Annotated in this window: 13 protein-coding genes; 6 read left to right on the forward strand and 7 right to left on the reverse strand. The window is 39.5% G+C overall.

Annotated elements, in window-relative coordinates; all coding sequences use genetic code 11:
- Positions 1 to 32 precede the first annotated feature (32 nt).
- From CSV67_RS12205 to CSV67_RS12220, 4 genes are all read left to right on the forward strand, one after another.
- Complete coding sequence (locus tag CSV67_RS12205) at positions 33 to 722, forward strand: response regulator transcription factor (protein ID WP_099631868.1); 690 nt, start codon at positions 33 to 35, stop codon at positions 720 to 722.
- Positions 719 to 1,720 carry a sensor histidine kinase gene (locus tag CSV67_RS12210; RefSeq protein WP_099631869.1) on the forward strand — a complete coding sequence of 334 codons (1,002 nt, stop codon included), beginning with the start codon at positions 719 to 721 and terminating at the stop codon, positions 1,718 to 1,720. Before CSV67_RS12205 ends, CSV67_RS12210 begins: the two co-directional genes overlap by 4 nt.
- Positions 1,721 to 1,823: 103 nt before the next feature.
- On the forward strand, positions 1,824 to 2,585 hold the full coding sequence (locus CSV67_RS12215) for an ABC transporter ATP-binding protein (protein WP_099631870.1): 762 nt from the start codon (positions 1,824 to 1,826) through the stop codon (positions 2,583 to 2,585).
- Entirely contained in the window at positions 2,575 to 4,518 is a 1,944-nt protein-coding gene (locus CSV67_RS12220) for an FtsX-like permease family protein (RefSeq protein ID WP_099631871.1), read from the forward strand. The genes CSV67_RS12215 and CSV67_RS12220 overlap by 11 nt, the downstream gene beginning before the upstream one ends.
- Positions 4,519 to 4,610: 92 nt before the next feature.
- Here the strand turns inward: CSV67_RS12220 and CSV67_RS12225 are convergent, their stop codons facing one another.
- From CSV67_RS12225 to CSV67_RS12235, 3 genes are all read right to left on the reverse strand, one after another.
- A complete protein-coding gene (locus CSV67_RS12225) occupies positions 4,611 to 5,963 on the reverse strand; it encodes an MATE family efflux transporter (protein ID WP_099631872.1) in 1,353 nt (450 codons plus the stop codon).
- Positions 5,960 to 6,427 carry a GNAT family N-acetyltransferase gene (locus CSV67_RS12230; RefSeq protein ID WP_099631873.1) on the reverse strand — a complete coding sequence of 156 codons (468 nt, stop codon included), beginning with the start codon at positions 6,425 to 6,427 and terminating at the stop codon, positions 5,960 to 5,962. Before CSV67_RS12230 ends, CSV67_RS12225 begins: the two co-directional genes overlap by 4 nt.
- Positions 6,428 to 6,493: 66 nt before the next feature.
- Positions 6,494 to 7,048, reverse strand: a complete 555-nt coding sequence (locus CSV67_RS12235; protein ID WP_099631874.1) for a TetR/AcrR family transcriptional regulator — start codon at positions 7,046 to 7,048, stop codon at positions 6,494 to 6,496.
- Between the two features lie 391 nt (positions 7,049 to 7,439).
- Here CSV67_RS12235 and CSV67_RS12240 point away from each other — a divergent pair, with 391 nt between their 5' ends.
- Positions 7,440 to 7,925 (forward strand): hypothetical protein, encoded by a 486-nt coding sequence (locus CSV67_RS12240; protein ID WP_099631875.1) that lies wholly within the window; start codon positions 7,440 to 7,442, stop codon positions 7,923 to 7,925.
- 236 nt (positions 7,926 to 8,161) lie between these two features.
- Here CSV67_RS12240 and CSV67_RS12245 read toward each other — a convergent pair whose 3' ends face one another.
- From CSV67_RS12245 to CSV67_RS12255, 3 genes are all read right to left on the reverse strand, one after another.
- Entirely contained in the window at positions 8,162 to 9,907 is a 1,746-nt protein-coding gene (locus CSV67_RS12245) for a GMC family oxidoreductase (protein ID WP_099631876.1), read from the reverse strand.
- 17 nt (positions 9,908 to 9,924) lie between these two features.
- Positions 9,925 to 10,758 carry a gluconate 2-dehydrogenase subunit 3 family protein gene (locus CSV67_RS12250; protein ID WP_099631877.1) on the reverse strand — a complete coding sequence of 278 codons (834 nt, stop codon included), beginning with the start codon at positions 10,756 to 10,758 and terminating at the stop codon, positions 9,925 to 9,927.
- A 225-nt stretch (positions 10,759 to 10,983) separates the two neighbouring features.
- A complete protein-coding gene (locus tag CSV67_RS12255; protein ID WP_099631878.1) occupies positions 10,984 to 11,220 on the reverse strand; it encodes a translocon-associated protein subunit alpha in 237 nt (78 codons plus the stop codon).
- A 294-nt stretch (positions 11,221 to 11,514) separates the two neighbouring features.
- On the opposite strand from CSV67_RS12255, the gene CSV67_RS12265 reads away from it, so the two are divergent.
- Positions 11,515 to 12,027 carry a flavin reductase family protein gene (locus CSV67_RS12265; RefSeq protein WP_099631880.1) on the forward strand — a complete coding sequence of 171 codons (513 nt, stop codon included), beginning with the start codon at positions 11,515 to 11,517 and terminating at the stop codon, positions 12,025 to 12,027.
- Positions 12,028 to 12,132: 105 nt separating this feature from the next.
- Here CSV67_RS12265 and CSV67_RS12270 read toward each other — a convergent pair whose 3' ends face one another.
- On the reverse strand, positions 12,133 to 13,539 hold the full coding sequence (locus CSV67_RS12270) for a purine-cytosine permease family protein (protein ID WP_099631881.1): 1,407 nt from the start codon (positions 13,537 to 13,539) through the stop codon (positions 12,133 to 12,135).
- Positions 13,540 to 14,278: the final 739 nt, after the last annotated feature.

Raw genomic sequence — 14,278 nt, forward strand, 5'->3', positions numbered from 1 at the left:
TTATTCTTTCAAATAAAAGTGTGGTGAGTTCATTGTTTACAATTATGCTAATAGAAGATGATCAGACATTATTCGAGGAAATAAAAGAACGTTTAACGCAGTGGTCTTACTCTGTGGCGGGAATCGAGGATTTTGGAAATGTACTGCAAGAATTCACAGAAATCAAACCGGACCTTGTCATCATCGATATCCAATTACCAAAGTTCGATGGATTTCATTGGTGTAGGATGATCCGAACGCATTCGAATGTCCCAATTATTTTCTTGTCTTCACGGGATCATCCAACTGATATGGTGATGTCGATGCAACTCGGGGCCGACGATTTCGTTCAAAAACCATTTCATTTTGATGTATTGATTGCAAAAATACAAGCAATCCTACGCCGTGTGTATAGCTATAGTGCCGATCAGACATTGGAAGTGAAAACGTGGTGTGATGCCGCTGTGGATTTTGTGAAAGGTACGCTCACCAATGAAAAAGGAACTATTGAGTTGACGAAAAATGAAATATACATCTTGAAAATATTAATAGAAAGAAAGAATGAAATTGTATCAAGGGAGGAAATCATTACGAGCCTTTGGGATGATGAACGATTTGTTAGCGATAATACGCTGACAGTCAACGTTAACCGTTTGCGTAAACGGATCGCGGAAATCGGCTTAGTAGATATGATAGAAACAAAAGTGGGGCAAGGGTATATGGCGAAGGAAGAACAATTATGATCCAAATATTTCTTAAAGAACGTGCTAGTTGGATACTGTTCTTCATCTTCTCTCAACTGCTCGTTATGGCAATGGGCTATTTGGACACGAGCATTCCATTTTTGTCTACTGTCTATATAACATTCATTTCCTGTTTATCTTTCGTTATATTTATGACCATACGTTATGAAAGAGAAACAAGGTTCTTTAAACACTTACATGCGTTAGAATCGTCTTTCGATCTAACTGCAATACCTGAAGCTAACAGTCCTTTCGAAGCCATTACTTCTGAAAGGATGTCCGAACAAATTCAAGTGTTTAAACACCAGTTGAATGGATTGCAAATTAGTTTGGAACAAGAGAAAGATGACATGTTGAATTGGATACATGAAGTAAAAACACCGCTGACCACGTTACAATTAATGATCGAACGTACGGATCCTACGCACCGATCACAGTTGATGTACGAGTGGCTTCGGATCCATCTACTACTTGACCAGCAACTACATCTAAAGCGCATCCCCTTCATCCAGAATGATTTATATATCGAAAAGACAGATCTGCAGAAGTTGCTATTTCAGGAGATAAAATCTTTAAGACAATGGTGTATGCAAAAGCGCATTGGTTTTGATATATCATTGGAAACTGAAGAAGTATTGACTGATGCTAAATGGCTTGGCTTCATGATCAGGCAATTGCTGACGAATGCGGTGAAATACAGTGAGGATTCGGACATCAGTATCCGAAGCACTAGTAAGGATGGAGTCACCACGCTATCGATCGAAGATGTTGGGCAGGGGATTGCATCAAAGGACTTGCCTCGCATATTCGATAAAGGCTTTACTGGAACAGCAAACCATCAACATCATGCTGCCACAGGAATGGGGCTGTACTTAGCAAAACAAGTAGCAGAATCCCTCCTTATTACGACTGAAGTAGAGTCAACAGTAGGGGAAGGTACGCGGTTCTCTTTGATCTTTGCGAAAGAAAATGAATTGATCCGTATAGCGCGTATGTAGGGGCATGTGACATAATCGTCACATGCTTTTTCTAATTGTCATATTAAAGGCAGGAGAAAAATCTATACATTGATTAAGATAGAATGAACAAGGAGTGATAGACATGGTGATTTTACAAGCAACAAAAATCTATAAAACATACGGCAATAAATTCAATAAACAAGAAGTATTGAGTGCGCTAGATCTCAAAGTACAAAAAGGTGAATTCGTCAGCATCATGGGGGCATCAGGCTCGGGGAAAACGACTCTATTGAACGTGCTTTCATCTATTGATCGTGTTAGCCAGGGAACGATCAGTATAGAAGGGCAGAATCTCAACGACATGAAAGAAAAGCAAATGGCGGAATTTCGAAAACGTCATCTGGGCTTCATCTTTCAAGACTATAACCTACTCGATACGTTAACAGTAAAAGAAAACATACTACTTCCACTATCCGTGCAAAAAGTGTCTAGAAAATTAGCCAATGAAAAGTTTCATGCAGTGGCGGAGGAATTGGGTATTTCGGAAATCGCTACTAAATATCCAAATGAAATATCAGGGGGACAAAAGCAAAGGACATCTGCCGCACGAGCATTCATCCATGATCCGAGCATCATTTTTGCGGATGAACCGACAGGCGCTCTTGACTCAAAAGCGGCATCCGATTTGTTGAATAAACTAAGTGATCTTAATACGAAGCGAAATGCCTCTATCGTCATGGTCACCCATGATCCTCTCGCCGCAAGTTTTAGTGAGCGTGTCGTGTTCATCAAAGACGGACAAATTTATACGCAACTGAATAAAGGAGACCAAACACGTAATGAATTTTTTAATGACATAATCAAAACGCAAGGTGTGCTGGGTGGTGTGCAACATGACGCTTAATCAGCTAATCTTTCGGAATATCAAGAAAAACCTCAAGCATTATTATGTGTATATCTTTGCACTGATTTTTAGCGTAGGCTTATACTTTTCATTCGTGACTTTGCAGTTCGATCCAGCATTGGACGATGCAACAGAAGGGAGGAAAGGTGCTGCAGCTATTAAATCAGGTTCAGTTTTTCTGATTGTTATTGTGTCTGTATTCTTGCTATATGCTAACAATCTATTCATTAAACGACGCAGTAAGGAGATTGGATTATTCCAATTGATCGGGATGACGAAAGGAACTGTTTTCCGTATTTTAAGTGTGGAGAATTTCGTTTTATATGTCGGTTCTCTCAATGTAGGGATATTCTTAGGGTTTTCGATGTCACGATTACTCATGCTGATTCTATTTAGGGTCACTGGTGTAACGGATGTTGCGACTTTGCGTTTCTCTTCGGAGGCATTACTTCAGACGCTGATCGTATTTGCAGCAATCTTTGTATTAATTTTGATCATGAATGCACTATTCATTAAACGTCAAAGTATATTGTCGTTGTTCCGTGTGACTAACGTGACACAACAGCGGGTGAAAAAGATGACAGTATTCCAGGCGATCATCGGTGTGTTCGGTATTATCCTCATTGTATTCGGCTATTATTTATCATCCCGATTATTTAGTAGTGTATTTCTTGGAAATCAGCTATTTCTGGTGATGATCGTCATACTAGCTTCTGTGATTGTAGGCACCTATTCATTTTATAAAGGATCTGTCAGCTTTATCTTTAACTTGATTCGTAAACGCAAAGGGGGATATCTGAACGTTAACGACGTGCTATCACTCTCTTCGATTATGTTTCGAATGAGATCCAATTCTCTTTTATTAATGATTATTACATCTTTATCTGCACTATCCATAGCATTACTTTCATTAAGTTATATATCGTATTACTCAGTAGAGAAGTCAGTGGAGCGAACTATTCCTGCCGACTTTACCATTCCTGATACTATGCGTGCAATGGAATTTACGCAGACACTTGACAGTGAAGACATAGCCTATTCAGAGTCAGCTATTGATCTATTGACTATACCTGTTGATTTGTCGAGAGTTATGTCTTTTACAGGTGAAGAAAGTCAAGATATGAGTTATACCGATACACAGATGATTGTCATTAGTGATGCAGTATTGTCGGAGATAGACGTAGCAGAAAAGGGAGTGCTCTTCGTCAACTCAGATAGTCTGACGGAAAAATTCTTAAAGTTTCAAAGGAATCAGCAAGTAGTATTCCAAGGCAAAGAGCATATATATAATCTGACACTGAAAGGGACGGAAAGAGTAGCAGTTCTTCCAACACGTGTAACTTATGGTTTTGTTGTTGCGGTAGTGGATGAACAAGTATTCCGGAAAATGAGTGTAGATAAAGATCCTTCCATTACACCCGAATTTACTGAGTATCATGGCGTGGATATCGAGAATGAAAATGATCTCGAAAAAGCGAATGAACTATTTAATGTGTTGGGAATAAACGAATGGGCAGGACATGAATCAAAGCTTGAGGAAAGAACGAAACAGATGCAAAGTGCTGGCATGATTATGTTCATCGTGGGATTCCTCGGCCTCGCGTTCCTTGTTACGTCAGGCTGTATCCTATACTTTAAGCAGATGGACGAAAGTGAAGATGAAAAGTCGAACTACACTATTCTTCGTAAATTAGGCTATACACAAATGGATTTACTAAAAGGGATTCAACGAAAGCAGTTATTTAACTTTGGTATTCCGTTAGTCGTCGGTCTCTTACACAGCTATTTTGCTGTAAAATCCGGCTGGTTTTTATTCGGTACTGAAATGCTGACACCAACGATTATCGTAATGTTAATCTACACAGCACTATATTCTATATTTGGTTTGCTTTCCGTGTTGAATTATAAGCGTGTGATTAAAGATTCTCTATAGCAGATAATTACCCCTGACGCGACAATGATCAGGGGTATTCTATAATGAATGAGTTACTACCTACTAATTCAGTTACTACGATTTGATATGCTTTATCTAAATTTGCCAATTAAAGAATGCCGAGTAGCGTTCCTCTGATGTAAGTAGACACCAACAAATACGACAAACTCAGAGGCTGGAATGGACAACCAAATACCATTCAAACCAAATAAACGGGGTAAAATCATCAAGAAAATCAACATAATGATAATTTCGCGAGAAGCAGTGATCCAAATTGCCATCCGTACATTGCCGATAGACTGATAATATGTCATCATCACAAAGTTCGTACCTGTGAATAAATAAGCGAAGAAAAATAGATTAATTCCTGTAGTAGCCAAATCTCTTACGGCTTGTGGGAAGTCCCCGAAGATCGATACGATAGGGCCTGCCGCGAATTGACCGACAAGGAAGAACACAGCACCCGCAATGACAACGGTGAGAGTGGCCTTTTTTACAGTTTCCCTCATCCTTGCCTGGTTGCCGGAGCCTTGATAATAACTGATAAGTGGCTGAATCGCACCACCCATTCCAAGGAACAGCATGAGCATGACGCTGTGTACATAGTTCAAAATAGAGAAGGCCGCAACACCTTCCGTGCCGGCCATCCGTTCAAACGCGATATTATGTGTAATGGTAAAGAAAGAGATCCCTAGCTCGGAAAGGAAGCTCGGAAATCCAACAAATAGAATGGCTAGAAACAGCTTTTTATTAAACTTCAAGCGAATCAGTTTCAAGTTATTGTTCTTTTTTAAGAAGTGGGTTGCGAGTACTAGCATTCCTATGAATGATGCAATAATGGTGGCGGATGCAGCACCGGCAACACCATAATCAAAAATAAATAAGAATACATAATTCAGGACGATGTTGACGACAGATGTCACAATTAGCCCAGTCATTGACAGATTCGGTGCTCCATCGTTGCGTACGAAAATGCTAAAGGTGTTTTCTACAGTAAAGATAAAGCCAAACAGTAGAATGACAAATAAATATTGTGAAACATAAGGGAAAGTAGTCGTATTGGCTCCAAGTGCGTAAGCTAACGGATCCCTAAAAATAAAAGCAGTTAAACCTACTATAATAGTGGATAAGAAAATGGAAAAAATAGCATGTGTGAAAATCGAACGAGCTTTCTGCACATCTTTGGCACCCATTGCCATTGAGTATTTCGTGGCGGCACCTATACCAATCCATAGGGAAATAGCAAAAAAAATCGTATAAACGGGAGCCGAAATTCCGACTCCCGCTAATGCTTCTGCACCTAATCGATTACCGACCATGATGCCGTCCGCTACAATATTGATTGCCATCAACAACATACCGATAGTTGACGGTACTAAGTAACGCAAAAAGATACGTCCTACTGGCTCCGTATCCAATTGATTTAACTTGGGTGAAAAGCTCATTGCAAAGGACTCCTTTGAAGGTCAAGTTCCATGATGAGACAAGGGAATTCACCCAAATCATCAATTTGTCCATTTAACTTAAATCCGAACTTTTCATATAAGTGTTGTGCGGCTATATTATCTGGATAAATACTTAAATAAATCTTGTCACATTGATATTTTTCTTCCATTCTGGTAAGTAGAAGTTTAAGGAATCTGCTGGCATAGCCTTTTCCTTGGTAATGCTGATCGATCATAAAGCGATCAAGCCATACATTGCCAGTATCTGCCTCACGTCCATGCATTGCATAACCGACTAAATCTTCTCCATCATATAATCCAATGGACTTCCATTCCGGTTCGAATTGTGATTGTGCTAGTGAAAATGAATTGCTTTCAATAAAGTTCTTTTGGTTTTCGTGTACGGATAAATAGGCAACATCTTGCCAATTTTCATTCGTTACCTCACTTGCGTGGAGGCTCATAATTCCATCTCGCTTTCAATTTTGTGTAAAACGGTAAAACTATTTTTGTTTTATCAGTTTATTTATTCATTGCTTTATAATAAACCCAAACAACAGAATATCCACTATGGAATCCAGTGCTTCGGTTACAGTCATACGATTTTCATAGAAAAACTTTCGATCAAGCGTGGAGTTTGTTGCATCTATGATCAACTTCATCAGTAACTCTACGTTTTGATCTGCAATGATTCCTTCATAAATTCCTTGTTCAATCAATTCGCGAAGTTCATCCCATTCATTAAGTGCTGCGTGGACGCGTTCCCATTGTTCGGGATGCGTTTTTTTCATCTGATCAAGGATTTGCCAGTTATAAAAATCATTGTATTTCGGAATGACTGTAATGACTTTCTTAATCTTATCTACAAGAGGTAGTTCTTGGTCGTTCATAATCCTATCGGTTTTTTCGTCGAACTCCTGTAATGTTGAGTCTATAATAGCATCTAAAATTTCCGTTTTGGAAGAAAAGTGTTCATACAAAGTCCTTTTGCTAATACCCAGCCTTTTGGCTAAATCGTCCATTGTGAACTTCATACTTTTCTCATGAACTTCTTCGAGGAAAGCCTTCATAATACGTGCTTTCATTTATCGTACTCCTATCCTTATATACAGAGTGAAAACTAGAAAAACATATATAGTTTTCATCGTTCTTCTACTAGTATAAATACTTTTTATATAAAAAGCAAAGCCTATTGCCTTAAATAGTATTATTTAAATAAATAGGCTTATAAATGTCTTACCCGAAAGGCTCTTCTTTCCCAATTTTATCTAAGCTAGTTAGACGACTTCCAGTAATGATTTTACCTAAAAAGAAATTGTCTATCCATTAGTGGAGAGTCTGAAACATCCAATGGTCGTTAATTCCAAGCGGTACATGGAAGGTATAAGTGACGGAGAAATACCGTTCATACAAGCTGCAAGGGAAGCACTTGAGGCGGAATAGGAAGAAAGAGGGCTGTTATAGAAAAAGCCGAAAATGGGCGCACTTAAGCAGGATGTTCGTTCAGTCCATAGAATAGCACTACCTTACAGTTGGACCGCGGATGAAACTGCACGCTACTACGTAAAATGGCTTTCTACGTTCTTGAATCCTTGGGTGAAAACCGATTTAGATGACGAGTTGAATTGTCGAATCGGTTTCATTGGTAATCGTACATTGCTTGAATTACGTTATTCTGCAGAGCGCAGTACAAAGAATCGCTCGCTATACTATATTACAGGTGGTCTATTGATGGATTCTAATTCCAATGAACCTGGCAGAATGGAGTTTCGGAAGATTCCAGGATCGAATGAAGTAATCATTGCGATTCATGATTATTTACCTTCCATTCCATGGTTCGTCTATTATATAACGCAAGCCAATATGCACACTTTTGTTATGTCTAGTTTCCGTCGGCCTATGTACAAGTTAGGGGTTATTGAACGTGATCGATTAGGAATTGTCGCTTCCAATGTACGATAAAGAAAAACGGATTCCCAGTATTGCGCTGAGAAACCTTTTTTTCATTATGGTTTGTTATGAATGAGCTCCACTTGCACTATACATTCAGACAGTTCTTAAGTAGGCCTCTAAAGTATGGGGTCATACAGTACAGATAACGTTATTCTAAGAATAGCATAACCTTTTTTACATTACTGCAAAACGCACGGATGTTGTATAACGAAAAGCAGCCGAAATCTATTCGGCTGCAGGGATTATTAGGCATTTAGAGTTGCTTGCTTAGCTTCTACAAGCGGACCGCCTTCTTTTAAATACTTCTCTACACCTTCTGCTGCACGATATGCCAACGCGCCGATAGTTGAAGTGGGGTGATGACCTCCGAATTGAGGAAACGCTGAACCGCCGACAACGAATAGGTTGTCCATCTCCCACATTTGCAGGTAGTTATTCACCGCAGAGGTTTCAGGGTCTGCCCCCATGATGATGCCTCCCGCATAGTGACCGCCTGAATATATGTGGTCAAACTCTTCTGGAACCTCATCTTCGTCTATGATATCTGCACCCATTTCTTTCATGATTTCGCTACATTTTTCAATTCCGAATTTAGCAATGTTGCGGTCTTGATCTGTGTAACGATTCGTAATGCGCAGTAGGGGATCTCCGTATTCGTCTTTGTACGTTGGATCGAGATCCACGTAATTATGCCACCATGACATGACAGCAGGTGTATACCATACAACTAGCGAACGATTTGCGTAATGGATCGAGTTTTTCTTAAACTCAGGTCCCCATTTCGGTGTCCCTCTAGGAACATGGTTCGTCGAAATAGCACCATCCCCGTATTGGCGCATTTCGATGCCGCCACCGTTAATGAAATCCAAATTAGAGTGATCAAAGTTATCGCCGGCGAAGTCACTCATAGCACCACCAAGAGCACCTGCCCCCATATAGAGGTTAAACTTCTTCTTTTCAAAGTATCCTCTTGCTCCAAGGAATGTAATGTTAAATTGTCCATTAAAGTTCCGTCCAATTGTTCCTTTACGTGTTGTTGGATCATACTGTGTCCCAATCTCGGAAAGCATCAATAAGCGATTATTGGTAAAGGAAAATGCACCTAATACGACAACGTCTGCAGGTTGTTCATATTCAATTCCTGTACGTGTATCAGTAAATAGTACACCGGTCGCTTTTCCATCTTTATGCAGAACGCGACGTACTAAAGAGTTGGTCCGAATTTCGCAGTTTCCAGTTTTTCGGGCAGTTGGAATAACTGTAGCCAATGGATCCGATTTAGCCGTGAAGTCACAGCCGTACATCGTACAATAAGAGCAGAACATACAAGCATTTAATTTTTCACCATCGGGATTCGTATACGCCTGTGATAAATTTCCAGAAGCAACTTGATAAGGGTGATAACCCATTCTCTTTGTGGTTTCTTTAAATAACTTTACAGCTGGCGATGCTAGCATAGGAGGATTAGGATAATCATTAGAACGCTTATCTCCAAGTGGATCGGGTTCGCCTGAAGTACCGGCGGTTTTTTCCCACTTATCGTAATAAGGTTCCATTTCATCATACGTGATGCCCCAGTCTTGAATCGTCATACCTTCAGGAATTTTCTCTTTGCCGTAACGTTCAATGGTTTTAGAACGCAATTCAAAGTCGATCGGTCTCCATCGATATGTCGCACCCGCCCAGTGGACACTACCACCGCCTAAATCGGTACCAGCCATCATTTCTGCTCTTGTTCGAACAGGAAGGGCAGTATCTTCTATGTTCACGCGTGACGTAATGGTTTCAGGAGATAGATTTTGCATCATCTCGTAACGATTAGTATAGCGTAATTCATCTTTAACACCGATATAGTCCCGTCGGTCTTGTTTTTTGCCACGTTCAAGTGTTACTACTTGATAGCCGGCTTTAGCTAATTCAGCAGAGACTACTCCACCTGCCCAACCACTTCCTACTACGACAACATCTACTTTTTTTAATTTTTTCGCCATATGAGTTCCTCCCGTTATCAGTGACCTTGGTAATTACGTAAGCTTTCAGGTTTCATTACTATGAAATCTTCTTTTTCAATATCTGCTGTATAGCTCATACGTGGACCAGGAAATTCTTTCATTCTCCAACCTTCCATATCACGATTCCCTCCATAGACCGGGTCAGCATACGCACCTTCAATGGTTGTTTGCAGTAACAGATTAAAGAACGTCGTCGAAGCGACACCGTTCACTTTCCCTTTTCCTTCGTCGAACATCTGCAAAATCTCATCTTGCTGCTCCGGTTCTAAATTACGAAAGTTTGTTTCGAATTTCTCTTGTGCCGTTTGTTCCAATGCATGTACACCTTCCATGAAAATATCGCCTCTTGTCATGGGTGTCTGATACCTGAAGGCAGGTGTAGGTACTTGCGTTTCTGCATTTGGACCTTGGTCTTGAGTCGAATCTACTTGATTTTCATATGGATCTGTAGCACCTGTTTGCAAAAACGGTCCTTTCATATATTCTTTTGCGTTCATTCCCCATTCCCCGGCAAGTTGTCGATCGATAAAGTAGGGGACTCCTAGTTCAATAGCGCCTGGGCCTAAATCATCTTTGGGAAACAGCCTTTCAGTAGCAGCGGAAAGTATAAGAAAGTCTTCGGCATTACTAAAGAAGGTACGTGCCTCCAATAAGTGGTTATCTTCTTTTCCCGTGTTTGTTGGTGCGCCTGGTTTTTGGAGCTGGTTAGTCAATAATCCACCGAATAGTGATCCACCAACTAGACCACCAGCTAATAGACCGGTGTTTTTCATGAAATTCCTACGACTCATTCCTTTTTGTGTATCTTCAGGTTGTCTAGGTTCTGTCACGTTGCTCTCCTCCTTGTATATATGACTTTCATAATTTACCAATGCACCACTCCTTCTCATAGTGTGATGAATGGGGAAAAATTATACGTAGTGCCAAGATCTTACACAGTAAAAATGGGGAAAATTGAGTGAGTAATAACTCAGAATGAATATGTAAAATAAAAATCCCTCTATAAATCATCATATTTGAGTGATTATAGAGGGGACTATTCATACTATAGGTTATTAATCAGTAGTTTTATCTTCAGTCTCTGTGTCTGGTTCCGGTTCCATGTCTACTTCTGGCTCGTCCACATTCACATCATCATCTGGCGTTACGTCAGCGGGTTGATCTACTTCAACATCGTCATTTTCATCTATAACGGGATCATCATCTCCGCAAGCACTAAGAACACCCACAGAAAGAATGGCAGCTGTTCCTACTTTCAATAAATTACTTTTCTTAAGTTTATTCAAATTCATTAGTAATTTCCTCCTTTAGATGTTTAATAGACTTTCTTATGTTGTAAATATCCTATTTTTTGTTTTGTAAACCTGAAAATTCAGAAGTGGTACTTTAGTCATGATAATGACCATACAAAAAAAGATAAAATGTAGTGAAAAAAATGCATTCTCCAAAAGAATACGTGATTACAAGTGGAGAAAACTGAAGAAAGATGGTGAAAGTGCTATGATAGATATAGACATGCCTACTTCAAAAGTGATGGACAAAATCTGTTACGTAAATTGGCTTATTTGTAAAGGAGAGAATGTTTCATGAAAAAAGAAGAACAACAGAATTTATTCAAAGAAATTATGGGGAATTATCCCACTGGTGTTACAGTGGTGACTACAGTAACTGAAGACGGCACACCAGTTGGATTGACAGTAAACTCTTTCGCCTCTGTATCCTTGGATCCGATGCTTCTCTTATGGTCTATTGATCATAGAGTTTCTTCTATTAAAGCCTTCACAGAAGGCGGTAAATTTGCTGTGCACGTACTAGCAGGTGATCAACAAGAGCTTTGTAATACGTTTGCGAGTCGTGTAGAAGATCGTTTCTCTACATGTAAATGGGAAATGTCAGATAACGGATTACCAATTATCGAAGATGCATTCGGTGTATTCGAATGTAAAACGTTCCAAACGATTGAAGCGGGAGATCACACTATTCTTATAGGCGAAGTAATAGATTTGAAAATCGAGAAAAATAAAGATCCTATGTTATATCACCGTAGGGTATTTGGATCTGTGCCACCTGTTTTCTATCAACAAGATGACAAAGCTTGAATTTGGAGCATTTCATAACTACACAAAAGCCGTCTTCAAAAAGACGGCTTTTTTCATGCGTATTTTATTAATTATGTTTTTCGTGTTTTCACAAGTAGCTTAATCCTACCCTAGTTTATCTTCTGCAGTAATATCATTTGGCTCCTGTACTAAATAATATTTGCCTTTTGTATACATGGCGATGACTACTGTCAATACAGCAGCCAATATAGCAGCCATAAATGCAGCTGTAGACTGTAGGAATATCCCAAGATATCCAGACGCCGCGACAGATCCGAATGTGCTGGCTATAAGTAGCGAAGCAACACCAACGGGATTCCATTTGTACAAATACTCTTGTCTAGCAACATAATATGTCGGACCTATTTTCAGCCACATTTTGACGACTACTGCATCTGTCACAAGAATAGCAGCCCACGAAAATAAGAACACACCTTGGAATGTCATGACAGTATCTAAGTGATCCACGATTCCACCAAGCATTAATAAGATAGCACTTACAGCTGAGATCACTACCCAGAATCTGCGTCCGGGCGTGAAGCGGAAAACATTCTCGAAAAAATTTGATAGCGATAGAGAACTACTGTAGATATTGGTTACGTTAATACGCAACTGTGTCAACATCGTAAATAAAGCACCACCGATGCCTAACAACAGTACGATGTATACGCCTGGATCTTTTTCCAAGAATCGCACTCCGAACCAAATACCGAGTCCGCCCATTACTCCATAACAGAAAATCTGCGGAATGAAACCGATTGCAATTGAACCGAACTTTCTATCGGACGGCTTTAGGAAACGTGCATAGTCTGATGCGAGTAAAGCCGTTAACCCCATAATTCCATTGTGCATCCCGATACAGAACAATAATGCTGTTCCTCCAAACTGAACGCCATCAGGCATATAAGAGAACACAGGTCCTGTATAAACAGCCGGTTTGATGAACGATAATACAATGGCCGCGACCAGGAATACCATAAATATTGGCATGGACCATTTTTGAAGCTTGTCCAATTGCTCAATTCCGAACCAATTCAGTGGAATAACAAGCGTACCGAAAATGATAATTAAAATCCACTTGGGAAAATCAGGCATAAAAAAGTGTACAGCGGAAACGAGGATTAACCCTTCAAACGCACAATACATAATAAAGTTCGAAGCATAAATCAATGATGTTAGCGATGATCCGATATAGCCAAATCCGCCACCTCGTGATAATAGATTAACGTTCATGCCAGATTTAGCAGATAAATACGCAATGACTGTACCAAGCAAACCGGCGACGATAATAGCATAGATAGCCGAAACGATAGCGTTTGGTGCACCGAATTGCAAAGCCATGACACTACCCATTTGAAAATAAAAGATAGCAGTTGCGATTCCGAACGTGATGTTCGTAATGCTCAGCCAACTTTTATTTCGGTCTTCCAAAGGTACACGATCCAAGGAATAATCCTTTTCCGTTTCATCTTCTTCCATAGTCTTCAATATTCTTTCTTCTTCCGTAGTCATACACATCAGCTCCTTGTAATAAGTAGTCAACCCCTCCTGCCAGCCTAGCTAGCATGTTCTGATTCATGCAAAATGATGAATTTAATCCGTTCATTGAATTGACACGTTGCTAGTTTAACAAAAGTGTAATAAAAAAATCAAGTTTGAAATGTATTTGTAAAAATAACAATACAAAAGTCTGATTTTGCACATGATTATAGATTCATAGAAAAATGACTCGTAGAAAAAATCCTTAAAAATATTAATTTATAAATGAAAACGGTAATGCTATAAAATACCATTGGGATTTTAGTACATAGTTGTAAATTCTTTTTACTAACGTCGTGTTGCTTAGCTGATTCATCGGGCTACGCGGAACAGAAATGTATTAGTGGATCAAAGACGAGAGATCTTCTGTTAATTTATATGAAAAGGGTTTATCGTAACGTTCATGTTTCGTTATTTCAGTTGTTGGGCAGGCAATAGTAGGGAGTATCAATTAAAAACTACTTGGTCAGCGTATTGTATGGGTAAGTGTAAACGTATAGATTCCTCTCGTTCAACTAAAGAAATGAGTTCATTTTCTATAAAAGTGCGGCCATTATCATCAGTACTTTGAGGAAGAGTTGCAATGTAAATAAGGTAGCCTGTCTCGCTGGGGAATTGCTCTTTATAAGTATGCATGAATAGAATAAGGTTGAATATCTGTGTAGTAATCAAATCGTATGAAATACGACATACGTCGTGTGTAGATTAAGTC

Source organism: Sporosarcina sp. P2 (assembly GCF_002743255.1).
Classification (GTDB): Bacteria; Bacillota; Bacilli; order Bacillales_A; family Planococcaceae; genus Sporosarcina.